19 protein-coding genes and 1 pseudogene are annotated in these 26,059 nt (G+C 72.3%); 8 read left to right on the forward strand and 12 right to left on the reverse strand.

Going from position 1 to position 26,059, the window contains the following annotated elements:
* Positions 1 to 81: 81 nt before the first annotated feature.
* Complete coding sequence (locus AB0B01_RS06290; RefSeq protein ID WP_361713471.1) at positions 82 to 1,590, reverse strand: aspartate aminotransferase family protein; 1,509 nt, start codon at positions 1,588 to 1,590, stop codon at positions 82 to 84.
* 143 nt (positions 1,591 to 1,733) lie between these two features.
* Here AB0B01_RS06290 and AB0B01_RS06295 point away from each other — a divergent pair.
* Positions 1,734 to 2,583, forward strand: a pseudogene (locus tag AB0B01_RS06295) (IS30 family transposase); the annotation flags it as partial.
* A 447-nt stretch (positions 2,584 to 3,030) separates the two neighbouring features.
* On the opposite strand, the gene AB0B01_RS06300 reads toward AB0B01_RS06295, so the two are convergent.
* A complete protein-coding gene (locus tag AB0B01_RS06300) occupies positions 3,031 to 3,933 on the reverse strand; it encodes a siderophore-interacting protein (RefSeq protein WP_361713472.1) in 903 nt (300 codons plus the stop codon).
* 3 nt (positions 3,934 to 3,936) lie between these two features.
* Positions 3,937 to 4,977: an ABC transporter substrate-binding protein gene (locus AB0B01_RS06305; RefSeq protein WP_361713474.1), complete on the reverse strand. Its 1,041-nt coding sequence runs from the start codon at positions 4,975 to 4,977 to the stop codon at positions 3,937 to 3,939.
* A 216-nt stretch (positions 4,978 to 5,193) separates the two neighbouring features.
* Between AB0B01_RS06305 and AB0B01_RS06310 the strand changes: the two genes are divergently transcribed.
* Entirely contained in the window at positions 5,194 to 5,946 is a 753-nt protein-coding gene (locus AB0B01_RS06310; RefSeq protein ID WP_361713476.1) for an ASCH domain-containing protein, read from the forward strand.
* A 249-nt stretch (positions 5,947 to 6,195) separates the two neighbouring features.
* Here AB0B01_RS06310 and AB0B01_RS06315 read toward each other — a convergent pair whose 3' ends face one another.
* From AB0B01_RS06315 to AB0B01_RS06330, 4 genes are read right to left on the reverse strand one after another with little or no spacing between them, the layout of a single operon-like run.
* The gene (locus AB0B01_RS06315; protein WP_361713478.1) at positions 6,196 to 7,356 is read right to left on the reverse strand and encodes an acyl-CoA dehydrogenase family protein; all 1,161 of its coding nucleotides are present in this window, start codon (positions 7,354 to 7,356) and stop codon (positions 6,196 to 6,198) included.
* A 7-nt stretch (positions 7,357 to 7,363) separates the two neighbouring features.
* On the reverse strand, positions 7,364 to 8,296 hold the full coding sequence (locus tag AB0B01_RS06320; RefSeq protein WP_361713480.1) for a hydroxymethylglutaryl-CoA lyase: 933 nt from the start codon (positions 8,294 to 8,296) through the stop codon (positions 7,364 to 7,366).
* Positions 8,293 to 10,380 carry a biotin carboxylase N-terminal domain-containing protein gene (locus tag AB0B01_RS06325; protein WP_361713482.1) on the reverse strand — a complete coding sequence of 696 codons (2,088 nt, stop codon included), beginning with the start codon at positions 10,378 to 10,380 and terminating at the stop codon, positions 8,293 to 8,295. Before AB0B01_RS06325 ends, AB0B01_RS06320 begins: the two co-directional genes overlap by 4 nt.
* Before the next feature lie 16 nt (positions 10,381 to 10,396).
* Positions 10,397 to 12,013, reverse strand: coding sequence for a carboxyl transferase domain-containing protein (locus tag AB0B01_RS06330; RefSeq protein ID WP_361713484.1), 1,617 nt, complete (start codon positions 12,011 to 12,013; stop codon positions 10,397 to 10,399).
* Between the two features lie 108 nt (positions 12,014 to 12,121).
* Between AB0B01_RS06330 and AB0B01_RS06335 the strand changes: the two genes are divergently transcribed.
* Entirely contained in the window at positions 12,122 to 12,700 is a 579-nt protein-coding gene (locus tag AB0B01_RS06335; RefSeq protein ID WP_361713486.1) for a TetR/AcrR family transcriptional regulator, read from the forward strand.
* A gap of 64 nt (positions 12,701 to 12,764) precedes the next feature.
* Positions 12,765 to 13,571, forward strand: a complete 807-nt coding sequence (locus AB0B01_RS06340) for a phosphatase (RefSeq protein ID WP_361713488.1) — start codon at positions 12,765 to 12,767, stop codon at positions 13,569 to 13,571.
* Here AB0B01_RS06340 and AB0B01_RS06345 read toward each other — a convergent pair.
* Entirely contained in the window at positions 13,568 to 14,416 is an 849-nt protein-coding gene (locus tag AB0B01_RS06345) for an SDR family NAD(P)-dependent oxidoreductase (protein WP_361713490.1), read from the reverse strand. The two genes, AB0B01_RS06340 and AB0B01_RS06345, sit on opposite strands and share 4 nt — an antisense overlap.
* A gap of 91 nt (positions 14,417 to 14,507) precedes the next feature.
* Between AB0B01_RS06345 and AB0B01_RS06350 the strand changes: the two genes are divergently transcribed.
* Positions 14,508 to 14,981, forward strand: a complete 474-nt coding sequence (locus AB0B01_RS06350) for a MarR family transcriptional regulator (RefSeq protein WP_361713492.1) — start codon at positions 14,508 to 14,510, stop codon at positions 14,979 to 14,981.
* Here AB0B01_RS06350 and AB0B01_RS06355 read toward each other — a convergent pair.
* The 4 genes from AB0B01_RS06355 to AB0B01_RS06370 all read right to left on the reverse strand — a co-directional run bounded on the left by AB0B01_RS06355 (position 14,947) and on the right by AB0B01_RS06370 (position 19,213).
* Entirely contained in the window at positions 14,947 to 15,432 is a 486-nt protein-coding gene (locus AB0B01_RS06355) for a hypothetical protein (protein ID WP_361713494.1), read from the reverse strand. The genes AB0B01_RS06350 and AB0B01_RS06355 overlap by 35 nt on opposite strands.
* A 68-nt stretch (positions 15,433 to 15,500) precedes the next feature.
* Entirely contained in the window at positions 15,501 to 16,382 is an 882-nt protein-coding gene (locus AB0B01_RS06360; RefSeq protein ID WP_361713496.1) for an acyl-CoA thioesterase II, read from the reverse strand.
* Between the two features lie 19 nt (positions 16,383 to 16,401).
* Positions 16,402 to 17,559, reverse strand: a complete 1,158-nt coding sequence (locus AB0B01_RS06365; RefSeq protein WP_361713498.1) for an acyl-CoA dehydrogenase family protein — start codon at positions 17,557 to 17,559, stop codon at positions 16,402 to 16,404.
* A gap of 100 nt (positions 17,560 to 17,659) precedes the next feature.
* The gene (locus AB0B01_RS06370; protein ID WP_361713500.1) at positions 17,660 to 19,213 is read right to left on the reverse strand and encodes a helix-turn-helix domain-containing protein; all 1,554 of its coding nucleotides are present in this window, start codon (positions 19,211 to 19,213) and stop codon (positions 17,660 to 17,662) included.
* 117 nt (positions 19,214 to 19,330) lie between these two features.
* On the opposite strand from AB0B01_RS06370, the gene speB reads away from it, so the two are divergent.
* From speB to AB0B01_RS06385, 3 genes are all read left to right on the forward strand, one after another.
* On the forward strand, positions 19,331 to 20,293 hold the full coding sequence (speB, locus tag AB0B01_RS06375) for an agmatinase (protein WP_361713502.1): 963 nt from the start codon (positions 19,331 to 19,333) through the stop codon (positions 20,291 to 20,293).
* Positions 20,294 to 20,297: 4 nt separating this feature from the next.
* Positions 20,298 to 21,965 carry a thiamine pyrophosphate-binding protein gene (locus AB0B01_RS06380; RefSeq protein ID WP_361713504.1) on the forward strand — a complete coding sequence of 556 codons (1,668 nt, stop codon included), beginning with the start codon at positions 20,298 to 20,300 and terminating at the stop codon, positions 21,963 to 21,965.
* Positions 21,966 to 22,168: 203 nt separating this feature from the next.
* On the forward strand, positions 22,169 to 26,008 hold the full coding sequence (locus tag AB0B01_RS06385) for an ABC transporter ATP-binding protein (protein WP_361713506.1): 3,840 nt from the start codon (positions 22,169 to 22,171) through the stop codon (positions 26,006 to 26,008).
* Positions 26,009 to 26,059: the final 51 nt, after the last annotated feature.

Here is a 26,059-nt window from a genome sequence, read left to right on the forward strand (position 1 = left end):
AAGTCGTGGGGCCGGTGGTGCTCACGGGGCCGACGGGGCTCACGCGTGCGAGGGTCACGAGGCGCACGGAGAGCACGGGGCTCACGGGATGACTGCAAGGGATTCTCCCAGGTACTGCTCGGCGTGGGACGCGAGGAGGTCGAGGACTGCCGCGATGTCGGCCGTCGTGGTCTGCGGGTTGAGCAGGGTGAACTTCAGGTACTGGCGCCCGTCCACCCGGGTGCCCGCGACGACGGCCTCGCCCGAGGCGAACAGGGCCTTGCGGGCGTGCACGTTCGCCTCGTCGACCAGGTCCGCCCGGACGTCTCCCGCGGCCGGGGGTCCCTCCCGGAGGTGGCCGGGGCAGTAGCGGAAGACCAGGGTGGAGAGCTGCGGTCTGACGACCACCTCGAAGCGCGGGTCGGCGGCGACGACCTCCCAGCCCGCCGCGGCCAGGTCGACGACCTCGTCGAAGAGCGATCCGACGCCGTCGGCGCCCATCACGCGCAGGGTCATCCACAGCTTGAGCGCGTCGAAGCGGCGGGTGGTCTGGAGGGACTTGTCGACCTGGTTGGGAATCCTCTCCTCGGCCATCCGGCGCGGGTTGAGGTAGTCCGCGTGGTACGTGGCGTGCTTCAGCGTGTCGCGGTCGCGGACCAGTACGGCGCTGGAACTGACCGGCTGGAAAAAGGACTTGTGGTAGTCCACGGTCACCGAGTCGGCGCGCTCGATGCCGTCGAGGAGGTGCCGGCGGGTGGGGGAGACCAGCAGTCCGCAGCCGTACGCGGCGTCCACGTGCATCCAGGCGGAGTGTTCGGCGGCCAGGCGGGCGATCTCGGGAAGCGGGTCTATGGACCCGAAGTCGGTGGTACCGGCGGTGGCGACGACGGCCATCGGGACGAGGCCCTCGCGGGCGCAGCTCTCCAGTTCCAGGGCCAGGACCGCGGTGTCCATACGGCGGTTGCGGTCCACCGGAACGGCGATGACCGCCTCGTGGCCGAGGCCGAGCAGGGCGGCCGACTTCTGCACGCTGAAGTGGCCGGCCTCGGAGGTGAAGATGCGTAGCTTCGGGAGGACTTCGGACTTGAGCAGGGCCCGCGGGCCGTTCTGCGCGACGGACCGGCAGGCCTCGTCGCGCGCCAGGAGCAGCGCGTGGAGGTTGGACTGGCTGCCGCCCGAGGTGAAGACGCCGTCCGCGGCGGGACCGAGGCCGATGCGCTCGGCGGTCCAGTCGATCAGGCGGCGCTCGATGAGCGTGCCGCCGATGGACTGGTCCCAGGTGTCCAGCGAGGAGTTGACGGCCGAGAGGACGGCCTCGCCCAGCACGGCGGGGATGACCACCGGGCAGTTGAGGTGGCCGAGGTAGCGGGGGTGGTGGAAGTACACCGCGTCGCGCAGGTAGACCTCCTCCAGCTCGTCGAGGACCGCGGCCGGGTCGGCGAGCGGCCGGTCCAGGTCGATCCCGTCGATGACCGGGGCGAGTGCGTCGACGGAGCGGCCGGTGTGGGGCCGCCGGGTGGAGGCGAGTTTGGCGGCGACGCGCTCGACGCCTTCGGTGACGGAGCGCCGGTAGAGGTCCGCGGTCGACTCATTCAGCAGATGCGAGCGCATCAACGTTCCTCCGGGCAGGGGGCGGGGTGGGCGGGGAAGTTGTTACTTAGGTTAGCCTAACCTAACTTCTCGGCCACCAGGGAAAGGGCCCCGGCTGACACGGCTTGAGTTCTAGCGTTCGTCGCAACACCCCAGCTCAAGGGGTGCGATGGACTTCGAGATCCGGGCGGCGGGGCAACTACGGCCGCAATCCACTAGCCCGTGAGCGGGAGTGGAGGAACCTTCGGCTCGTGGATCTTGGGGTAAGCAACACGGAAGCCTGCCGGATCGTCGGCATCAACCGCCGCACCGGCACGCGATGGCGCTGCGGACGGCAGGCATCCGGAAAGAAGAAGGCGTGGGCCGCAGTCCCTCCACCATCGGCCGGGACGTCCGCCGCAACCGGACGGTGCTTCCCGACGGCCGCTGGTACTACCGGCCGCATGCCGCTCAGCGTCGTGCGGACAAGCGCAAGCCACGGCCCAAGACCGGCAAGATCGCGCAGAACCACGAGCTGCGGGACTTCATCGGACCGGACGGGCGATGCGCCGGCCCCACCGGCAGGCGGCGAGCCGCAGGCAGCGGTTTCCGCACCCGATGGTCATGATCAGTGATCGGCCCGCCGAGGTCGCCGACCGTCCCGTTGCGGGCCACTGGGAGGGCGACCTCATCGTCGGCAGCAACTCCCGCTCCGCCCTCGCCACCCTGGTCGAGCGGAGCACGCGCCACCTGAGGCTCGTCCCTCTTCCCCGCGGGCACTCAGCCGCCGCCGTCAATGCCGCGCTCGCGCAGACTGTCCAGACGCTTCCGCCCCATCTGATGCGGTCGCTTACCTGGGACCAGGGCACGGAGATGGCCTACCGCCACCACTTCACCGTCACGACAGACATCCCGGTCTACTTCTGCAACCCCGCCAGCCCATGGCAGCGCGGCTCCAACGAGAAAACCAAGGGCCTGCTGCGGCAGTACTTCCCCAAGGGCACTGACCTGTCCCGGCACACCCGCGAGGACCTGGACGCGTTCACCGGGCGGAGCTGCGAGCCCATCCCTCGTCCCGAGCCAGGACGTCAGGCTCACTCCACGCGGGGCGGACATCCGCGGATGCGCGGCGATCCGGCCGTGATGCCGGGACTTCCACAACCAGCCGCCTCCCGAGTCGGAGCGCGGTCAGTTTGTCCGTCGGCCAGTCCGATCCGTCATCCATGGGGCTCATTCTGTTCCTGCCCGTGGAGGGCCGAGCAGCTGGGGCCAGGCGGGACCTCTGTGAGCCACTCAACCCCCGGGCTCGCCGGGAACGGCGCAATCCCACCGAGACAACGCAGCAGTGGCTTGACTGAGAACTCCCAGCCAAGCCACTGCTTACACTGCTCGCCAGACAGACCAGTGATCATGTGTTGCGACGATCCCTGCAATCCACCCAGCCAGGGCCCTTCTGAACTCTCGTGGAAAAAAACAGCGTTGCTACAGCTCGGCGGTCGGCTCCTCGCTCGGCGCCCGCCCCGCGTAGGCCTCCGCGAGGAGCTCCTCCTCGCTCGCGCCGAGCCGCCAGTAGCCGGTGAACCGCACGGCGCGCCGGTCGAGGGAACGTTCCTTCACGAGGTGGCGGCGTACGGCGCGGATCGTCCCCGCCTCGCCCGCCACCCAGGCGTACGGCGCTTCGGCGGCGGGCAGTTCCGCCGCCCGGACCACCTCCAGCAGTCGCTCGGTACGCTCCCGGCCCGCGCCCTCCTCCCGCACGATCCAGGTGATGTCCGCGTCGGCAGGGGTCCGCAGGGCGAGCCGGTCGTCCGCGTGCGGTACCTCGAACCAGGCGGTGACCCGCCTGCCCTCCGGAAGGCGTTCGAGGATCGCGGCTGCCGCCGGGAGGGCGGTCTCGTCGGCGTACATCACCAGCGCGTCGGTCCCGGCGGGCGGCTGGAAGCGTACGGACTTGTTCTGCGCGACGGCCGGACCGATCGCCTGGATCCGGTGGCCGGGGAGGGCACGCCCGGCCCAGGAGGAGGCGGGGGAGTCCGCCGCGTCGGCGGCGGACGTCCCGGTTCCGTGCCGGACGAAGTCGATGTCGAGCTCGACGGTGTCCGTGCCCGTACCGCGCTGCTCGCGGACGGTGTACGAGCGCATCACCGGGCGTTCCTCGTCGGGCATCGCCCGCCAGGCCGCGAACCAGGTGTCCTCGTCGGTGGACGGGAGCCGGGTGTGTTCCCGGTGCGGGGGCGGCAGGAACAGCGACAGGCTCTGGTCGTAGCCGCCCGAGCGGAAGTCCGCGAGGGACTCGCCGCCGAACGTGACCCGCAGGAAGGAGTGTCCGACCCGGAGGGTGCGGACCACTTCGAGGGTGAAGAAGCGGAAGTCGGCCACGGTCACGGGTCAGCCGGCCTTCTTGGCGTTCTGGATGGACTTCGCGAGGTCCTCCAGGATCTGGGCGCACTTGTCGTACGAGTAGATCGGCTCGGTCACGCGCGGGGCGACCTGGCCGGCCTTGACCGCGGGCAGTTCGTTCCAGGTGGGCTTGGCCTTGAGGTCCTGCGTCTGGAGGGTGCCGGTGCGGTTGTCGAGCAGGATGAGGTCGGCCGGGTACTTGCCGGCGTTCTCCCAGCTCAGGCTCTCGTAGAAACCGCCCTGGTCCAGCTTCTCCGGGATGACGAACTGGACGCCGAGCTGCTCGAAGTACTTGAGGTCGGCGGAGGTCTTCGGGGTGGAGACGTAGAACAGGTCGGCGGAGCCGGAGCCGACGAGCACCTTCACGCCCGGGTTGGCCTTGGTGGCCTCGCGCACCTTGCCGGCGGCGGCCTCGAAGCGGGCCTTCGCGTCGGCCGTCTTCTTGCTGTTCAGGTCGGCGCCGAGGGACTTGGCCAGGTCGGCCGTGCGCTCCAGGGCCTTGTCGAGGGAGGCGTCGCCGCCCACCGAGACCGCGGCGGCCGGGGCCAGCTTGAGGATCTTTTCCCGTGATGCCTGCGGGACGTACCAGTAGGTGCCGTCCCAGGTGTTGGTGACCAGCAGTTCGGGTTGCAGGGCCGCGTACTTCTCGACGTTGAACTCGTCGTAGGCGTTGCCGAGGATCTCGACCTTCGAGATGTCCAGCGAGCCGGCCTGGACGTCGGGCTTGCCGTCGGCGGTCTTCGTCGGGCCGAACACGCCCTTGACGGGGATGCCGTAGTCGTACAGCGCGGCGGCGGTGCCGGTGAAGGCCACGATGTTCTTCGGCTTGGCCTTGAGGCTGATCTCCTTGCCGAGGTCGTCCTTGAAGGTCCAGGCGCCCGAGGCGGCGGTGCCCTTGTCGGTGCCGCCCGGCCCGTCCTTCGCGGAGTCGGAGCCGCCGCACGCGGTCAGCGCCGCGACGAGGCCGAGGGCGCCGCCGGCCGCGAGGAGTCCGCGGCGGGAGAGGGGTGAGGTACGGGACGTGGGCATGTCGAAGTCCGCTTTCGTGCGAGCCGGCGGCCACGGGCATGCGCCGGGGGCCGTTCGCGAGGAAGGTTAGCCTAACCTTCCTTGGAGGCGGTAAGGGGACCCTAACTCGGAACTGTCAGGGTGCCCTCCGGTGGTGCGAGGACGCGGCTAGCGCCGTGGCCGGGAACGTTCACCGGGTTGCATGGCTTCGGGACGTGTATGAGTAGTGTTTGTTGGATGGACAGCACGATGCATCTGCCGACGGAAGAAGATTTGGAGCTGGTCGAATTCGCCCAGCGCATTGTCGAGGCCAACGGTGAGGGTGAGGTGCACACCGTCGGAGCAGCCGTGCGAGACGCGCAGGGCCGGATGTTCGGTGGCATCAACCTTTATCACTTCACGGGTGGACCTTGCGCGGAGTTGGTGGCGCTCGGGCATGCGCGCGCTGCGGGAGCACGTGACCTGGCGGCGATTGTTGCCGTCGGTGACGCGGGGCGCGGCGTGCTCACGCCGTGTGGCCGGGACCGGCAGGTCCTGCTGGACTACTACCCGGGTATCCGCGTTCTCGTGCCGGTGGCTGACGGAATTCGCAGTGTCGCCATCACCGACCTTCTGCCGCATGCTTATGTCTGGGCGGAGCAGTCCGCGAGGTCCGACAGAGCGCTGCGCTCGGCCGCGACACAGTCCCTGCACTTCCATCGGACCTATCTCGAAGCTGTACGCACTGGGCGGAAGACGACCACAGTGCGGTTCCAAGACCCAGTGCAGACGGGCCTGGTGAACATGGTGTTTGAGTTGGATGACGAGGTAGTGCTGCCCGGTGTGGTCACTCAGATCACTTCCAAGGGCGTTGCCGAGTTGACCGAGGCGGACGCTATCGCCGACGGCTTTCGCGATCTTGCCGAGCTGCAAGACAGGCTGCGGTTCCACTACCCCGACATCAAGTCGACCGATGAAGCCACCATTGTCCACTTCCGTCTCATGAGTTGACTGCTTCCGCCACCGAGCGAACGAGGTGCGGACCTTGATCATGCCGCTCCTTGCAGGGGGCGTCCTCCCCAGCGGATGCCCTTCTCCCTGCGGAGGCGCCCAGTTTCGTCGGGCTCGTGGTGGCCGACCTTGACCGGTTGTGCCACCGACCCTCCCCACGCCGGTTGGACGGCACAGCGAAATCCAACCGGCACCAGCCTGCCCCGCCGCCGCTACCGGCAACCCGGTGAACGGTTCCCGGTCAGAGCACTAGCCGGCGAAGCCCAGCTCGCGCGCGATGAGCATGCGCTGCACCTCGCTCGTGCCCTCGCCGATCTCCAGGATCTTGGAGTCGCGCCACATCCGGGCCACGGGGTACTCGTTCATGAACCCGTAGCCGCCGTGGATCTGCGTGGCGTCGCGCGCGTTGTCCACCGCCACGGTCGAGGAATACAGCTTCGCGATGGCGGCCTCCTTCTTGAACGGCTCCCCCGCCACGAGGCGGGAGGCGGCGTCGCGCCAGCCGATGCGGGCCATGTGGGCGCGCATCTCCATGTCCGCCAGCTTGAACTGGATGGCCTGGTTGTCGCCGATCGCCTTGCCGAAGGCGTGCCGCTCCTTGGCGTACTTCACCGACTCGTCCACACAGCCCTGCGCGAGACCCGTGGCGAGCGCCGAGATGGCGATGCGGCCCTCGTCGAGGATCCGCAGGAACTGGGCGTAGCCGCGGCCCTCCTCGCCCACCAGGTTGGCGAGCGGCACCCGGACGTTGTCGAAGGCCAGCTCGCGGGTGTCCGAGGAGTTCCAGCCGACCTTGGAGTACGGGGCGGCCACCGTGAACCCGGGGGTGCCGGACGGGACGATGATCGAGGAGATCTCCGGGCGGCCGTCGGGCTTGCGGCCGGTCACCGCCGTGACGGTGACCAGACCCGTGATGTTCGTACCGGAGTTGGTGATGAAGCACTTGGAGCCGTTGATCACCCACTCGTCGCCCTCGCGCACGGCGGTGGTGCGGGTGCCTCCCGCGTCGCTGCCCGCGCCCGGCTCGGTCAGGCCGAAGGCGCCCAGCACCTCGCCCGAGCACATCTTCGGCAGCCACTCCTGCTTCTGCTCCTCGGAGCCGAAGAGGTAGATCGGCATGGCGCCCAGGGAGACGCCGGCCTCCAGGGTGATGGCGACCGAGGAGTCGACGCGGGCCAGCTCCTCCAGGGCGATGCCGAGGGCGAGGTAGTCCCCACCCATGCCGCCGTACTCCTCGGGGAAGGGCAGCCCGAACAGGCCCATGCGGCCCATCTCGCGGACGATCTCGTACGGGAACTCGTGCCGCTCGTACAGGTCGCCGATCTTGGGGGCGATGACGTCGTGCGCGAACTCCTCGACGGTGCGGCGGAGTTCCTCGTGCTCGGGGGTGAGCCGGTGGTCGAGGGACATGGTGTTCTTACTCCTTGTGGGAGAGGGCGCGGACGGTACGGGAGGGGCTGGGCCGCCCCAGCTGTTCGGCCATCCACACGCTCGTGGCGGTGAGGGCGGCCAGGTCGACCCCGGTCTCGATGCCGAGGCCGTCGAGCATCCACACCAGGTCCTCGGTGGCGAGGTTGCCGGTGGCGCTCTTGGCGTACGGGCACCCGCCGAGGCCGCCTGCGGACGCGTCGACGGTGGTCACGCCGTGCTGGAGCGCGACGAGGGTGTTGGAGAGGGCCTGCCCGTAGGTGTCGTGGAAGTGGACGCCGATCCGGTCGACGGCGACGCCCTCCTCGCCCAGCGCCTCCAGCAGCGCCCGGACATGGCCCGGGGTCGCGACGCCGATGGTGTCGCCGAGACTGAGCTCGTCGCAGCCGAGGTCGAGCAGGGCCTTGGCGACGCGGACCACCTGGGGGACCGGGACCGCGCCCTCCCAGGGGTCCCCGAAGCACATGGAGAGGTAGCCGCGCACGTGCGCCCCGCCCTCCTTGGCCCGCGCCACGACGGGCTCGAACATGGCGAGGGACTCGTCGACGGTGCGGTTGAGGTTGCGGGAGGCGAAGGTCTCGGTCGCCGAGCCGAAGACGGCGATCCGGGTGGCCCCGAGGGCGAGCGCCCGGTCGAGCCCGCGCTCGTTGGGGACCAGCACGGGCAGGGCCGCGTCCACGTCGGAGAGCAGCGGGAACAGCTGCTCCGCGTCCGCCAGCTGCGGCACCCACTTGGGGTGCACGAAGCTGGTGGCCTCCACGGTGTCCAGGCCCGCCGCCGCGAGGCGGTGGATGAACTCCGCCTTGACGGCGGTGGGAACCGCCGTCTTCTCGTTCTGCAGGCCGTCGCGGGCACCGACCTCGTGGATCCGTACCCGGGCGGGCAGGCCGGGGGCCGGGACGGTCATGGGCAGGCCGATCATGCCGCCTCCTCCTCTTCTTCGTCCGGGGTGACGACGGCCAGGACCTGGTCCATGGCGACGGTGGTGCCGGGGGAGACGTCCAGCTCGGTGACGGTGCCGGCGTGCGGGGCGGAGATGACGTGCTCCATCTTCATGGCCTCGACCACGAGCAGGCTCTGCCCGGCGGCCACCTTGTCGCCGACGGCCACCTTGACGACGGTGACGGTGCCGGGCATGGGGGCGGCGAGGGTGTCGGCGCCCGACCGGCCCGCGCCCGTGAGCGCCGCGGCGACGGGGTCGTGGTGCTGCACGTGCCAGGAGTCGGCGTCGCGCCCGAGCCAGACCCCCTCCGGGGAGGCGGCGTGGCTGAACCGGTGGGTGACGCCGTCGAGTTCGATGGTGAGGTCGTGGGTGGTGCGGGCCACGATCCGGCCGCGCGCCGGTGCGCCGGGGCTCTGCCCCAGGCCCCGCGCCTCAATCGCCGGCGAGGCCGACTCTGCCCCGGCCGGGTCGGCGAGGAGCAGCTCCTGCTCCGAGCCGCGCGGGCGGGTGCGGACCTCGATCGGGTCGAGGCCCGGCAGGCGGAAGTGGTGGACCGTCCAGGCGGGCGTGCCGCCGAGGCGCCAGCCGCCGCCGGTGTCGAACGGGTCGACCCATCCGGTCTGCCCGGCCTGCCCGTTTCCGGAAGGGGCGGGGTGGGCGAGCGACAGCAGGGCCGCCGCCGCGTACACCTCCGGCGGGACGCCGTCGGGCAGGAGCGTGACCAGGTCCCGCTCCACCAGCCCGGTGTCCAGGTCCCCGGAGACCACGTCCGGGTGCGCCAGCAGCCTGCGCAGGAACCCCGCATTGGTCTGGACGCCGAGGATCACCGTGTCGGCGAGCGCCCCCCGGAGCACCCGCAGGGCACTGGCTCGGTCGGGCCCGTAGGCGATCACCTTCGACAGCATCGGGTCGTACGTCGACCCCGTGTCCACCCCCGCCACCAGGCCCGAGTCGGTGCGCACCGCACCGCCCGACGGCTCCGACAGCGCCAGGACCGTACCGCCGGACGGCAGGAACCCGCGCGCCGGGTCCTCCGCGCAGACGCGGGCCTCGATGGCGTGCCCGGTGAGCCGGACCCCGGACTGGTCGAAGCCGAGCGGCTCGCCCGCCGCCACCCGCAGCTGCTGCTCCACCAGGTCCAGGCCGGTGATCAGCTCCGTGACCGGGTGCTCCACCTGGAGCCGGGTGTTCATCTCCATGAAGTAGTACGAGGACGGGTCCCCGCCCGGCACGATGAACTCCACCGTGCCCGCGCCGACATAACCGCACGAGCGGGCCGCCTCCACGGCCGCCGCGCCCATGGACGCCCGCAGTTCCGGGGTCAGGAGGACCGAGGGGGCCTCCTCGATGACCTTCTGGTGGCGCCGCTGGAGCGAGCACTCGCGCTCCCCGAGATGGACCACGTTGCCGTGCGCGTCCGCCAGCACCTGGATCTCGATGTGCCGCGGCCGGTCCACCCACCGCTCCACGAGCAGGGTGTCGTCGCCGAAGGAGGAGCGGGCCTCGCGCCGGGCCGCCGCGATCTCTTCCGCCAGCACGGCCGCGTCCCGGACCAGGCGCATGCCCTTGCCGCCGCCGCCCGCGGAGGGCTTCAGCAGCACCGGCATCCCGATCTTCTCGGCCGCCGCGACCAGATCGGCGTCCGACAGGCCGCTGCCGGAGGAGCCGGGCACCACCGGGACACCGGCGGCGCGGACGGTCTCCTTGGCGCGGATCTTGTCGCCCATCAGGGAGATGGCCGAGGCCGGCGGCCCGATGAAGGCCAGGCCCGCCTCCGCGCAGGCCGCCGCGAAGGCCGCGTTCTCCGCGAGGAACCCGTACCCCGGGTGGACCGCCTCGGCCCCCGTGCGGCGGGCCGCGTCGAGCAGCCGCTCCACCGACAGGTAGCTCTCGGCGGCGGCCGCCGGGCCGATCCGGACGGCCGTGTCGGCCTCCCGTACGTGACGGGCGTCCGCGTCCGCGTCGCTGAAGACGGCCACCGACCGCACACCGAGCTCCCGCAGCGTGCGGATGACCCGGACCGCGATCTCGCCCCGGTTGGCGACCAGAACAGTGCTGAACATCGAAGAGGTCCTCACGTCACATACGGAAGATGCCGAAAGCGGGGTCGCCCAGCGGGGCGTTCGCGCACGCGGTCAGGGCCAGTCCCAGCACCTGCCGGGTCTCCAGCGGGTCGATGACGCCGTCGTCCCACAGCCGGGCCGTGGCGTAATAGGCGTTGCCCTGCTCCTCGTACTGCGCGCGGACCGGGGCCTTGAAGGACTCCTCGTCCTCAAGCGGCCATTCCTGGCCCGCGCCCTCGATCTGGTCGCGCTTGACCGTCGCCAGGACGGACGCGGCCTGCTCGCCGCCCATCACCGAGATCTTGGCGTTGGGCCACATCCACATGAACCGCGGCGAGTACGCCCGGCCGCACATCGAGTAGTTGCCCGCCCCGTACGAGCCGCCGACCACCACCGTCAGCTTCGGGACGCGGGTGCACGCCACCGCCGTGACCATCTTCGCGCCGTGCTTGGCGATGCCGCCGGCCTCGTAGTCCCGGCCGACCATGAAGCCGGAGATGTTCTGGAGGAAGACCAGCGGAATGCCGCGCTGGTCGCACAGCTCGATGAAGTGCGCGCCCTTCTGCGCCGACTCGGAGAACAGGATGCCGTTGTTGGCGACGATCCCGACGGGGTGGCCGTGGATCCGGGCGAAGCCGGTGACCAGGGTCTGCCCGAACTCCGCCTTGAACTCCTGGAATCGGGAGCCGTCCACGACACGGGCGATGATCTCCCGGGCGTCGTACGGGGTGCGGGAGTCGACCGGGACCGCGCCGTACAGGCCGTACGGGTCCACCTTCGGCTCCTCCGGAGCCTCGACCGACCACGGCAGGGCCCCGCGCTCGGGCAGGGTCGCCACGATGTTCCGGACGATCCGCAGCGCGTGCGCGTCGTCCTCCGCGAGGTGGTCGGTCACGCCGGAGACCCGGGAGTGGACCTCGCCGCCGCCGAGCTCCTCGGCCGTGACGACCTCGCCGGTGGCGGCCTTCACCAGCGGCGGGCCGCCGAGGAAGATCGTGCCCTGGCCGCGGACGATGACCGCCTCGTCGCTCATCGCCGGGACGTACGCCCCGCCCGCCGTGCAGGAGCCGAGGACGGCGGCGATCTGCGGGATGCCGGCGCCGGACATCCGTGCCTGGTTGTAGAAGATGCGGCCGAAGTGCTCGCGGTCGGGGAAGACCTCGTCCTGCATCGGGAGGAACGCGCCGCCCGAGTCGACCAGGTAGAGGCAGGGGAGACGGTTCTCCAGGGCCACCTCCTGGGCGCGCAGGTGCTTCTTGACGGTCATCGGGTAGTACGTGCCGCCCTTGACGGTGGCGTCGTTCGCGACGATCACGCACTCGCGCCCGCTGACCCGGCCGATGCCGGCGATGACCCCGGCGGCCGGGGCGGCGCCCCCGTACATTCCCTCGGCGGCCAGCGGGGCCAGCTCCAGGAAGGGCGACCCGGGGTCGAGGAGGGTGTCCACACGGTCGCGGGGGAGCAGCTTCCCGCGGGCGGTGTGGCGGGCGCGGGCCTTCTCGCCGCCTCCGAGGCGGGCCGCGCCGAGCCGGGCGCGCAGCCCCTCGGCGAGCTCGCGGTGGGCGGCCTCGTTGGTCCGCCAGGCCTCGGACGCCGGGTCCGCGGCGCTCGTCAGCACTGGTGCCTGCTGCATCGGTCGAGCTCCCTTGCTCGGTCCTCGCGGTCAACGCGGTTAATGAGCGTTAACACTGATGCAGCCTAGGTTAACGAGCGCTAACGGCCCTGTCTAGAATGGATTCCCATGAGCACCAGAGCGGCCGCCCCGACCCGTCGCGAGCAGATCCTCAACGAGGCCGCTCGCCTCTTCGCCGAGCGCGGATTCCACGGGGTCGGCGTCGACGAGATAGGGGCCGCGGTGGGCATCAGCGGCCCCGGCCTGTACCGGCATTTCGCAGGCAAGGACGCCATGCTCGCCGAGCTGCTGGTGGGGATCAGCGAACGGCTGCTGACGGGCGGCCGCCGGCGCGTGGAGGAGGCGGCCGGGGACCCGTCCGCGGTGCTCGCCTCGCTGATCGACGGCCACATCGACTTCGCCCTGGACGACCGGGCGCTGATCACCCTGCACGACCGGGAGCTGGACCGGCTGCGGGACGCCGACCGCAAGCTCGTGCGCCAGCTCCAGCGGCAGTACGTCGAGCTCTGGGTGGCGGTCGTACGGGAACTGCATCCCGAAGTCGGCGAGGCGGAGGTGCGCGTGGCCGTACACGCCGTCTTCGGCCTGCTGAACTCCACCCCGCACCTGGCGGCGTTGGGCCGGGAGGCGACGGAGTCGCTGCTCAGGCGTCTTGCGCACGGAGCCTTCGGGGCGCTGTCGGGATGACCCGGTGACACGCCGGGGCCGCCGGCCGGGGTGGACGGGGCGGCTCCGCGTGCGCGGCGGCAGAATGGGGCGCATGCCGAAGCCGATAGAGCAGCCCGTCCCCAGCCGCGCCGAACTCGTCGACCATCTCGTCCGCAGTCGGATCGCGGGACAGGTCGCCACCCCGCGCGAGAACAACCTCGCGCACTACCGCAAGCTCGCCAACGGCGACCGGCACTACTGGCTCGGCCTGGAGCTGGGCGACCGCTGGACGGACGAGCAGGACGTGCTCGCGGTGATGGCGGAGCGGTGCGGTGTCGTCGACGACGCCGCGCACCGGTACGGCCAGGACACCATCGACCCGGAGCTCACGGTCGACGCGCTCGACCGGATGGCGGCACGGCTGCGCAAGGCGGCACTGGACCGGCAGAGCGTGCTGCTGGCCACCGGCCACCCGGGCGGGCTGCTGGACGTCCACCGGGCCACGGCGGGCGCCCTGCGCGCGGCGGGCTGCGAGATCGTGGTCATCCCGCCGGGGCTGGTGGCCGACGAGGGCGCGGTGTGGCAGGTCGCGGACGTCGCGGTGCTGGAGCGGGGCGCGACCCTGTGGCACACCCACTCCCCGGAGCCGATGGCCGCCATCCTGGACGGGCTGGCCGCGGCGGGGCGCCCGCTGCCGGACCTGGTGGTGGCCGACCACGGCTGGGCGGGGTGCGCGGCGCAGCGGGGCCTCGACGCGGTGGGGTACGCGGACTGCAACGACCCGGCCCTCTTCCTCGGCGAGGCCGAGGGCACCCTCCAGGTGGCGGTCCCGCTGGACGACCACGTCCGCGACCCCCGCGCGTACGACCCGATGGTCGCGTACCTGCTGGCGGCCGCCGACCTGCTCTAGCGCAGCCAGGCGGTGGTCATCGCCTGGACGGCCGAGCCGTCCAGGTCGGTGAGCTTGGCAGCGACGAAGTCGCGGGCCCACTCGGAGGTCTGGATCCGGAACGGCATGGTCTCGGCGGTCAGCGCCTCGATGACGGGCGCCGCCGCCTGCTCCGAGGTCTGGGCGGTGTCTGCGTCGAAGGCCTCCATGGCGTGGTTGACGTAGCCCTGGAGTGCCCGGGCGTACGGGCCGGCCTCGGCGAGCATGGCCGGCACGTCGAGCCGTACGTTGTTCACGAACTCGCTGGCGACGGCGCCCGGTTCGACGACGGCCACCTGGACACCGGTGGACGCGGCCACCGGTGCCAGGGACTCCATGAAGCCCTCGACGGCGAACTTGGCCGCGCAGTAGGCCTCGTTGAACGGCTGGCCGACCACCCCGCCGACGCTCGTCACCGTGATGACCCGGCCGCCCGAGGCGCGCAGGTGCGGGAGCGCGACCCGGGTGAGTTCGACGACGCCGAAGAAGTTGACCTCCATCACGGAGCGGACCTGCTCCATGCCGTGCTGCTCGATGGTCCCGACGAAGCCGGCGCCCGCGTTGTTCACGACCGCGTCCAGGCGCCCGTGCTCGGCGACGACCTCGGCCACGCAGGCGGCCGCGGATTCCGAGTCGGTCACGTCCAGGCGCTTGACCTGGACGAGGTCCGCGACGCCCGCTTCGGCGGCGGCCTTCAGCAGGGCGTCGGCGCGGGAGGTGTCGCGCATGGTGGCGACGGTGTGCCAGCCGGCCCGGGCCGCGGCGACCGCGGCTGCCAGGCCGATGCCCGAGGAGGTGCCGGTGATGAGGACGGTCTTCGTGGTCATGGGGTATCTCCATCTCAGTGCGTGTGCACGCACACATTACATTTCTGTGCGTGCGCACGCAACATTGGTCTCCTCCCGGTACGCTGCTCCCATGGCGCGCAACGCACTCTCCCTGGGCAGTCTCACCGCCCGTGACCATGCCTTCTACGGTCTCGTCTGGGCCGGATCCACGCTCACCGCCCGGGTCGACCAGGCCCTCGCGCGCCGCCACGACCTCCCGCTCTCGTGGTTCGAGGTCATGCTCTGGCTGCATTTCCAGGAGGAGCCGGTCGCCGCCTCGGAGCTCGGCGCCATGACGCTGCTCAGCCGCAGCCAGGTGTCCCGGGTGGTCGACTCGCTCCGGGGCCGGGGGCTGGTCGAGCGGATACCGTCCCCGACGGACGCCCGCTCGGTGGGGATCGCGCTCACCGACGCCGGCCGCCGCGCCTTCGCGGAGGCCGACGCCACCCGGCGCGAGGCCCTCGCCGAGGTCTTCGACGACGTGCTCGACGACGCGGACATCGAGGCTCTGGAAGGGATCTGGGCCAAGCTCAAGGCCGTTCCGCGGCCGGACCGGCAGGCGTAGCCCGGCCCGCCGAGGCCCTGCGGCGCAGCCAGGGGGCCAGCGGGGCCGCCAGCGCGAAGGCCACGGCCGTGGCGGCCGCGGCGATGACGGCCGGGTTCACCCAGCCCGGGATCAGCTGGCGCCCGCCCGGGTCCCCGGGGTGGTCGGCGCAGTGGACCGAGAGCGGGAACCGCGATTCCCAGACCACCACGCTCTCGTGCTCACCCCACTGGGCGTAGCCGCACACCTCCTCGGGATCGAGCACGTAGACACCGGCCGAGAGGCCCCAGACGTACGCCGATCCCGCGGCGCACAGCGCCATGAGGGCGACCAGCAGGAACGTGCCGCCACCGAGCAGGTCCCCGGCGGAGCCGCGCCGTACGACGCGCCCCACCTGCACCGCCAGCCGGCCGAGGAGCAGCATCCCGGCGAACGGCGAGAGCAGGGCGAAGGCGAGAAGCAGAAGGATCATGCAAGCTGGCGACGCGCGGCCGGGCCCGGCGGTTCCGCCCTGTGGCCCGCCCCACGCGCCGCCGTGCGTTACTGCCCGCGCGGTACGCGGACCACGCCCTCCTGGATGACCGTGACGGCCAGCCGGCCGTCCTGGGTCCAGATCCGGGCCTGGCCGAGGCCTCGCCCGGCGGCGGCCGAGGGCGATTCCTGGTCGTACAGCAGCCATTCGTCGGCGCGGAACGGCCGGTGGAACCACATCGCGTGGTCCAGCGAGGCGCCCACCACGTCGCCGACGGCCCACCCGCCCCGACCGTGCGCGAGCAGCACCGAGTCGAGGAGGGTCATGTCCGAGACGTAGGTGGCCAGACAGGTGTGGAGCAGCGCGTCGTCGCTCTCCAGCTTGTCGGCCGTGCGGAACCACACCTGGGAATGGGGCTCCCGGGGTACGCCCACGCTGCCCCACGGCGGGGTCGTCGCGTACCGCAGGTCCACCGCGCCGCGTGCCTCCGCCAGCCGCTCGACCGTGCCCGGGTCCCGGAAGACCTCCCGGTACGCGGGCAGCGACTCGGCGGCCGTGGGCAGGGTCTCCGGGTCCGGCGCGGCCGGCATGGCCACCTGGTGGTCCAGCCCCTCCTCGTACACCTGGAAGGAGGCGGAGAGGTGGAAGATCGGCTGGCCGTGCTGGACGGCGACGACCCGCCGGGTGGTGAAGGAGCGCCCGTCGCGGATCCGGTCGACCGAGTACACGATGGGCGCGCCCGGGTCGCCGGCGCGCAGGAAGTACGAGTGCAGCGAATGCGCAGTGCGGTCCTCGGGCACGGTACGGCCGGCCGCGACCAGCGCCTGGGCCGCGACCTGACCGCCGAAGACCCGCGGTACCAGCGAAGGACGGCTGGTACCGCGGAAGATGTCCTCCTCGATCTGCTCCAGGTCGAGCAGATCGAGGAGAGTCGTCAGTGCCTCGTTCATGGGACTGAGACTGAGTTCCTTACAGGCCCATCGACTTGGCGATGATGGACTTCATGATCTCGCTGGTGCCGCCGTAGATGCGGTTGACGCGGTTGTCGGCGTACAGGCGGGCGATGGGGTACTCGTTCATGTAGCCGTAGCCGCCGTGGAGCTGGAGGCAGCGGTCGATGACGCGGTGCGCGACCTCGGTGCAGAACAGCTTCGCCGAGGCGGCCTCGGCCGGGGTCAGCTCGCCGGCGTCCAGGGCTTCCAGGGCGCGGTCGGCGACGGCCTGGGCGGCGTCCACCTCGGCCTGGCAGGCGGCCAGCTCGAACTTGGTGTTCTGGAAGTGCGCGACGGGCTTGCCGAAGACGGTCCGGTCCGTGACGTACTGCTGGGCGAACCGGACGGCCGCGGCGGCCTGGGCGTACGCGCCGAAGGCGATGCCCCAGCGCTCGGAGGCCAGGTTGTGGCCGAGGTAGTAGAAGCCCTTGCCCTCCTCGCCGAGCAGGTCCTCGACCGGGACCTTGACGTCGACGAACGCCAGCTCGGCGGTGTCGGAGGTGCGCAGGCCCAGCTTGTCGAGCTTGCGGCCTATGGAGTAGCCCTCGGACTTGGTGTCCACGGCGAACAGGGAGATGCCGAAGCGGCGGTCGTCCTCGCGCGGGGCGGAGGTGCGGGCGCAGACGATCACGCGGTCGGCGTGGACGCCACCGGTGATGAAGGTCTTGGAGCCGTTGAGGACGTAGTGCGTGCCGTCCTCGGAGAGCTTGGCGGTGGTCTTCATGCCCGCGACGTCGGAGCCGGTGCCCGGCTCGGTCATGGCGAGGGCCCACATCTCCTCACCGCTGACGAACTGCGGCAGGTAGCGCTTCTTCTGCTCGTCGGTGGCGAGCATCTTGATGTAGGGGAGGGCGAGCAGCACGTGCACGCCGGAACCGCCGAAGTTGACGCCCGCGCGGGAGGTCTCCTCGTAGAGGACGGCCTCGAACTTGTGGGTGTCCAGTCCCGCGCCGCCGAACTCCTCCGGCACGTTGATGCCGAAGACGCCCAGCTCGCCGAGCTTGTAGTAGAAGTCGCGCGGCGCCTGGCCGGCGGCGAACCACTCGTCGTAGACGGGGACGACCTCGGCCTCGATGAAGGCGCGGATGGTCTCGCGGAATGCCTCGTGGTCCTCGTTGAAAACGGTACGGCGCACGGCCGGACTCCCCTCTGCGGCTGAACCGCCGCCGCTCTCGCGGTCATGGTTGCGCGCCGTCGCCGCTCAGCGGAGGGCGAACTCTAAGCGCTTGCTCAGACTAAGTTACTGGCGGGTTGTCCTCGGTGTCCAGAGTACGTAGCGCGAACCACAGTTCCATGCGGGTGTCGGGGTCATCGAGGTCGCGGGCGAGGAGCGCCGCGGCGCGGGCGATGCGCTGGCGGACGGTGTTGCGGTGGATGCCGAGGGTGGCGGCCGTGCGGTCCCAGCTGCCGTGGTGGGCCAGCCACGCGCGCAGGGTCTGCGCGTGCGCCCGGTTCAGCGGGGCGAGGAGCGCCTCGGCGTGCGCGCGGGCCTCCGCGGGGTCCAGGAGCCCGGACAGGCCGTCCCCGGTGTGGCGGACCAGCGGGGTCCGGGCCGCCTCCGCCCGTTCCAGGGCCCGCCGGGCTTGCGCCTGGGCGGTGCGCAGCTCCGCCGGTGCGGCCGGTGCGCTGACCCCGAGGCGCCAGCCGGGCTGCGGGGCCGGTTCCCGGTCGGTGAGGAGGCGAGCCGTCGGCCCCTCCGGGTCCAGCAGTACGGTGCCGAGGGCCGCCGCCAGGGTCTGCGGGTCACCGGAGCCGCGGGCGTGGACGACGTGCCAGGGGCCGGGGGCGAGGGCCCCGGCCGCATCCCCGTCCAGCAGCAGCCGGGTCAGGGCCGCCGCCTCACCGGTCCCGGGTGCCCGGCGCGCGGTGAGCAGGGTCAGCAGTACGGCCGCCACGGAGGCGATGGTGTGGTCGCCGGGCGCCCGCTCCGGCGCGGCGACCCCGAGCACGTGCCCGCCGCCGAGGGCGTAGGCGCTGAGCTGGGTTCCCGCCACGGCGCCGGTGGCCGTGGCGGCGGCCCCCGGCGCCACCCGCCCGGCCAGCGCGACGAGCCCGCCGAACACCTCCTCGGGGGGCTCGCCCCCGGCGAAGAGCACATCCCGCACCGCGGGGGCGGGCGGAGCGGGGGCCGGCGGGGCCGTGGGCGTGGGCGGGGGGAGGAGGACCGCCCAGCCGCCCAGGCCGGCGGCCAGGCGGCGCAGCACCGCGGGGACCGGGTCCGGCCGGGCGGCGGCCGCGGCCAGCGACTGCTGGGCCTCGGTCACCCGGCGCAGCTCGCGGGTACGGGCCTCCGCCATCAGCCGTCCCACCGCGCGGGCGACCGCGGTGAACGGGGTCCGCGGCGGCACCTCCAGCAGCGGCAGCCCGTGCCGCGCGCAGGCGGCGGCCAGCTCCGGGGGCACCTCGGCGTGCAGCGGTGCCACGCCGAATCCGAGTGCGGCCGCGCCGGAGGCGACCAGGCGCCGGACGTACGCATCGGCCGGGCCGGCCGGGTGCTCACGCGCAGCCGAGCCTTCCTGCACCAGGGGGCCGGCCGCCGGGGCCGACCCGCCGGGGTGGCGTACGTCCGCCTCCGGCTCCATGAGGCCCGCGCCCGCCGTGAGCAGCAGCTCGCCGCCGAGCAGGTACGGGGACGGGTCCGCCATCTCGGAGGCGTGCACCCCGTGCACCTCCGCCCGCGCCGGCCCGGCGAGCCGGCGCAGCCCCAGCGCCTGCTCGCCGAGGAGCGCCGACAGCGGCACCGGCGGGGTGAGCGGCGCTTCGGACGAGGTCGGCGCAGAGGTCGGCATGGATACTCCGTACAGGTCGGCTTGGCCCCATGGATGAAACGTACACTTCGCGACGGGCGCACGGCGGCTTACGCTCGAAACACCGCACACCCCCCTCCCGACCCGGAAGGCCTTCCCATGAGCACGCAGCCGCGCGGCCCCGTCGACTCCTCCCGCATCCCGCGCTACGCGGGACCCGCCACCTTCGCCCGGCTGCCCCGCCTGGACGAGGTCGGCTCCGCGGACGTCGCCGTCGTCGGTGTGCCGTTCGACTCGGGGGTCTCCTACCGTCCCGGCGCCCGCTTCGGCGGCAACGCCATCCGCGAGGCCTCCCGCCTGCTGCGCCCGTACAACCCGGCGCAGGACGCCTCCCCCTTCGCCCTCGCCCAGGTGGCCGACGCCGGCGACATCGCCGTGAACCCCTTCAACATCAACGAGGCCGTCGAGACGGTCGAGGCCGCCGCCGACGAGCTCCTCGGCGCCGGCTCCCGCCTGATGACCCTGGGTGGCGACCACACCATCGCGCTCCCGCTGCTGCGCTCGGTGGCGAAGAAGCACGGCCCGGTGGCGCTGCTCCACTTCGACGCCCACCTGGACACCTGGGACACGTACTTCGGCGCCGAGTACACGCACGGCACCCCGTTCCGCCGCGCCGTCGAGGAGGGCATCCTCGACACCGAGGCGCTGTCCCACGTCGGTACGCGCGGCCCGCTGTACGGCAAGCAGGACCTGGACGACGACGCCAAGATGGGCTTCGGCATCGTCACCTCCGCGGACGTCTACCGCCGCGGCGCCGACGAGGTCGCCGACCAGCTGCGTCAGCGCATCGGCGACCGTCCGCTCTACATCTCGATCGACATCGACGTGCTGGACCCGGCCCACGCGCCCGGCACCGGTACCCCGGAGGCGGGCGGCATGACCTCCCGCGAGCTGCTGGAGATCATCCGCGGCCTGTCCTCCTGCAACCTGGTTTCCGCGGACGTCGTCGAGGTCGCCCCGGCGTACGATCACGCCGAGATCACCTCGGTCGCGGCCTCGCACACCGCGTACGAGCTGACCACGATCATGAGCCGGCAGATCGCGCAGTCGAAGGGCAAGTAGCGAAGTGACGCACGACCACGACCTGGTACTCCGGCCGACCGAGGCCCAGACGGCGGCAGCGCTCGCGCCGCCGCCGGGGCGCACGGGCGGGGACCTGGTCGTGGAAACGCTGCGTTCGCTGGGCGCCACCACCGTCTTCGGGCTGCCCGGACAGCACGCGCTCGCCCTCTTCGAGGCGGTGGGCCGCTCCGATCTGCGGCTGGTCGGGCTGCGGACGGAGAACAACGCGGGCTTCGCGGCGGACGCCTATGGCCGGATCACGGGCGAGGCCGTTCCGCTCCTGCTGTCCACCGGGCCGGGCGCGCTGATGGCGCTGCCCGCCCTGGCGGAGGCCGCGGCCGCCTCCGCCCCCGTGCTGGCGATCTCCTCCCAGGTCCCGGTGGTCGGCCTGGGCGGCGGCCGGCGCGGGCACCTGCACGAGCTGCGGGACCAGGCGGCGTCCTTCCGCGACGTGGTGAAGTCGGTCCACACGGCCCGCACCCCCTCCCAGATCCCCTCCGCCGTCGCCGCGGCCTGGGAATCGGCGCTCACGGCCCCGCACGGGCCGGTCTGGGTGGAGATCCCGGAGGACGTCCTGCGGGCGGAGACCCTCGTCCCCCAGGTGACGGGCATGGACGCCACCCCGCACGAGCTCGCACCGCGCCCCGAGCTGACGGCCCTGGCGGCGCACTGGCTGGAGACGGCCGTCCGCCCCGTGATCATCGCGGGCGGCGGGGTGATCCGCTCCGACGCGGCGGGCAAGCTGCGCCAACTCGCCGAGCGGGTGAACGCGCCGGTGGTCACCACCTTCGGCGGCAAGGGCGCCTTCCCCTGGACGCACCCCCTCTCGCTCCAGTCCTGGCTGGAGGACCGCCACATGACGGACTTCCTGGAGGACGCGGACGTCCTCCTGGTGGTCGGCTCCGGCCTGGGGGAAATCTCCTCGAACTACCACACGTTCTTCCCCCGGGGCCGGGTCGTCCAGATCGAGGCGGACCTCGGGAAGCTGGAGTCCAACCACCCGGGCCTCGGCATCCACGCCGATGCCCGGCTCGCCCTCCAGGCCCTGCTGGAAACGGTGTCCGAGCGGGAGGACCCCTCGGCGCCCGCCCGCGTCCGGAAGGTCCTGTCGGACATCGCGGCGCGCCTCGCCGCCCAGGACGTGGAGCTGGAGCAGCAGCTCCTGACCTCCATCCGGGCCGCGCTGCCGCCGCGCTCGCCGTCCTTCTGGGACATGACGATCCTGTCCTACTGGGCCTGGTCGGCGTTCGACGCGAAGCACCCCAACACCATGCACTCGGCGCAGGGGGCGGGCGGCCTCGGCTACGCCTTCCCCGCGGCGCTCGGCGCGTGCGCGGCGGAACCGGGCACGCCGGTGCTGGCCGTCTCCGGCGACGGCGGCGCCATGTACTCGATCGCGGAGCTGGCCACCGCGAAGCAGCACGACCTGGACGTCACCTGGCTGATCGTGGACGACGGCGGCTACGGCATCCTGCGCGAGTACGGCTGCGCCACGGGCACGGACCTGCCGGGCCCCGACTTCGTGTCCCTGGCGGCGTCCTTCGGCGTCCCGGCGGCCACCACCACGGCAGCCACCCTCACCGAGGGCCTCACCACGGCCCTGACCACCCCGGGCCCCTCCGTCCTGGTCCTCCCCACCACCCTCAGGATGTTCACCCCGACGCACCTCTGACCTCACTCGGCCTCGGTGCTCCGCCGTTTCCGCTCGTGGGGCGCGCCGAAGGCCCTTGCTTCGAGGCCAACCGGCCAGGCGGCGACGTGGACGACGCCCCGGGGCGTCGTCCACAGCCCCGGCCCGATTGTTGCAGGGGGATGAAATCCGCCGGTCACGGCGTTGGGGGAGGCGGCAGGACAGGACGAACGGGGAGGCACCACGTGGTGGCGGCGAAGACGGCGACCGACCGGAAACAGGGCTGGGGCAGGCGGCTCGCCTCCTACACCTGGCGCTACAAGCTCAATGTGCTGCTCGCGCTCGGGTCCTCGCTGGCCGGCATGGCCGTCATGGCACTCGTACCGCTCGTCACCAAAGTCATCATCGACGACGTCATCGGCGACCAGAGCAAGCCGATGGGCCCCTGGGCCGGGATGCTCATCGGCGCGGCCGTCCTCGTGTACGCGCTCACCTACGTACGCAGGTACTACGGCGGCCGCCTCGCCCTCGACGTCCAGCACGACCTGCGCACCGACATGTACGACACCATCGCCCGCCTCGACGGGCGCCGGCAGGACGAGCTGTCCACCGGTCAGGTCGTCGGCCGGGCCACCAGCGACCTCCAGCTGATCCAAGGCCTGCTGTTCATGCTCCCCATGACCATCGGGAACTTCCTCCTCTTCGGGATATCCCTCGGGATCATGCTGGCCCTGTCGCCGGTGCTGACCCTGGTCGCCCTGCTGATGGCCCCGGCCCTCTGGTTCATCGCCAAGCGCAGCCGCAAGAAGCTGTTCCCCGCCACCTGGTGGGCGCAGGGCCAGGCCGCCGCCGTCGCCGGAGTCGTCGACGGGGCCGTGACCGGCGTCCGCGTCGTCAAGGGGTTCGGCCAGGAGGAGCAGGAGACCGGCAAGCTGCGCGCCGCCGGGCGCCGCCTGTTCGCCGGCCGGATGCGGAGCATCCGGCTCAACTCCAAGTACACCCCCGCCCTCCAGGCCGTCCCCGCCCTGGCACAGGTCGCCATGCTGGCCCTCGGCGGCTGGATGGCCACCAACGGCCAGGTGACGCTGGGCACCTTCGTCGCCTTCTCCACCTACCTCGCCCAGCTCGTCGGCCCCGTCCGCATGCTCGCCATGGTCCTCACCGTCGCGCAGCAGGCCCGCGCCGGCGTGGAGCGCGTCTTCGAGCTCATCGACACCGAGCCCGTCATCCGCGAGGGGGAGCGCGAGCTGCCCGCCGACGCGCCCGCCACCGTCGCCTTCGAGGACGTCGTCTTCGGGTACGACCCCGAGCGGCCCGTCCTGAACGGCTTCTCCCTCTCGATCGGGGAAGGCGAGACCATCGCCGTCGTCGGCTCCTCCGGCAGCGGCAAGTCCACCGTCTCCCTGCTGCTCCCGCGCTTCTACGACCCCGACCGCGGCGCCGTCCGCATCGGCGGCCACGACGTGCGCGAGCTGACGTACGACTCCCTGCGCGCCGCCATCGGGCTCGTTCCGGAGGACTCCTTCCTCTTCTCCGACACCATCCGCGCCAACATCGCCTACGGGCACCCCGGCGCCACCGACGAGCAGATCGAGGCCGCCGCCCGCGCCGCCCAGGCCCACGGGTTCGTCGAGGCCCTGCCCGCCGGGTACGACACCAAGGTCGGCGAGCAGGGGCTCACCCTCTCCGGCGGCCAGCGCCAGCGCATCGCGCTCGCCCGCGCCCTCCTCACCGACCCCCGGCTGCTGCTCCTCGACGACGCCACCTCCGCCGTCGACGCCCGCGTCGAGCACGAGATCCACGAGGCGCTGCGCACCGTGATGACCGGCCGCACCACCCTCCTCATCGCCCACCGCCGCTCCACGCTCGCGCTGGCCGACCGGATCGCCGTACTGGAGCACGGGCGGCTCGCCGACATCGGTACGCACGAGCAGCTGGAACGCCGCTCGCCCCTGTACCGGCGGCTGCTCACCGACCCGGACGCGCTCGCCGCCGGCTCCCCGCGCACCGCCGACGCCCCCGCCATGGCCGAGTTCGAGCGCGACCTCGAACGGGACATCGAGCTCGAAGCCGAGATCGACTCCGAGCCGGTCAGCGCCAAGCGCCGGCCCGTGGACGGGGTCACCCCCGAGCTGTGGCGCCGCCGCGAGGAGAGCACCGGCACCGCCCCCACCGCCGTTCCCGGGGCGCCCGCCGCCCCCGGCGCCGGGCACTCCATGGCCGGGGCCGTCGCCGGAATGCCGGCCACCCCGGAACTGCTTGCGCAGGTCGCCGCCCTGCCACCCGCCGATGACGAGCCCGGCGTGGACGAGGCCCGTGCCGCCTCCGCCGAGGACAGCTACAACCTGCGCCGGCTGCTGCGCGGCTTCTGGGCGCCGCTCGCCGTCAGCCTCGCCCTGGTCGCCGTCGACGCGGCGGCCGGCCTGCTGCTGCCCATCCTGATCCGGCACGGGATCGACAAGGGCGTGGAGCAGGCCGCGCTCGGCGCCGTCTGGGTGGCCGCCGGGCTCGCCCTCGCCGTCGTCCTCGCCCAGTGGGCCGCCCAGTTCGCCGAGACACGGATGACCGGGCGCACCGGTGAGCGCGTGCTCTACGCCCTGCGCGTCAAGATCTTCGCCCAGCTCCAGCGCCTCGGCCTCGACTACTACGAGCGCGAACTGACCGGCAAGATCATGACCCGGATGACCACCGACGTGGACGCCCTGTCCACCTTCCTGCAGACCGGGCTCGTCACCGCCGTCGTCTCCGTCTTCACCTTCTTCGGCATCCTCATCGCCCTGCTCGTCCTCGACGTCGAACTCGCACTGATCGTCTTCGCCACCCTGCCCCTGCTGGTCATCGGCACGATCGTCTTCCGCCGCAAGTCGGTCGCCGCGTACGAGCTCGCCCGTGACCGGGTCAGCCTGGTCAACGCCGACCTCCAGGAGTCCGTCTCCGGGCTGCGCATCGTGCAGGCCTTCCGCCGCCAGCGGGACGGAGCCGTCCGCTTCGCCGGGCGCAGCGACGCGTACCGCGAGGCACGGGTGCGCGGCCAGTGGCTGATATCCGTCTACTTCCCCTTCGTCCAGCTGCTGTCCTCGGGCGCGGCCGCCGCGGTGCTGATCGTGGGCGCGGGCCGGGTGGAGGCCGGGACCCTCACCACCGGCGCGCTGGTGGCGTACCTCCTCTACATCGACCTGTTCTTCGCCCCCGTCCAGCAGCTCTCCCAGGTGTTCGACGGATACCAGCAGGCCACCGTCTCCCTCGGCCGGATCCAGGAGCTGCTGCGCGAGCCCACCACCACCCCGCGCCCCGCCGACCCTCGCCCGCTGCCCGAGCTGCGCGGCGAGATCGCCTTCGAGGACGTGCGGTTCGCGTACGGGACCGCCGAGGAGCGCGGCGAGAAGGGGGACGCGCTGGCCGGAATCAGCCTGCGGATACCCGCCGGGCAGACCGTGGCCTTCGTCGGCGAGACCGGCGCCGGCAAGTCCACCCTGGTCAAGCTCGTGGCCCGGTTCTACGACCCGACCTCGGGCCGGGTCACCGCCGACGGCATCGATCTGCGGGAGGTCGACCTCTCGGCGTACCGCCACCGGCTCGGGGTCGTCCCCCAGGAGCCGTACCTCTTCCCGGGGACGGTCCGCGACGCCATCGCCTACGGACGGCCCGGGGCGAGCGACGCCGAGGTCGAGGCGGCGGCCCGCGCGGTCGGCGCGCACGACATGATCGCCACCCTCGACGGCGGGTACCTGCACACCGTCGCCGAGCGCGGCCGCAACCTCTCGGCGGGCCAGCGGCAGCTGATCGCACTGGCCCGCGCCGAACTCGTCGACCCGGACGTGCTGCTGCTCGACGAGGCCACCGCCGCGCTCGACCTGGCCACCGAGGCCCAGGTGAACCAGGCCACCGACCGGCTCGCGGGCAAGCGCACCACCCTCGTGGTGGCCCACCGGCTGACCACGGCCGCCCGCGCCGACCGGGTCGTGGTCATGGACCGCGGCCGCGTCGTGGAGGACGGCACGCACGCCGAACTCCTCGCGCACGGCGGCCGGTACGCCGAACTGTGGCGGACCTTCGCCGGCGAGGACGAGCGCGCCGCGGCCTGAACCGCCCCTGACCGAAACCGGCCCCCCGGAGCTTGCCGTGCGCAACCTTCC

The organism is Streptomyces sp. NPDC044571 (assembly GCF_040647115.1).
GTDB lineage: Bacteria > Actinomycetota > Actinomycetes > Streptomycetales > Streptomycetaceae > Streptomyces.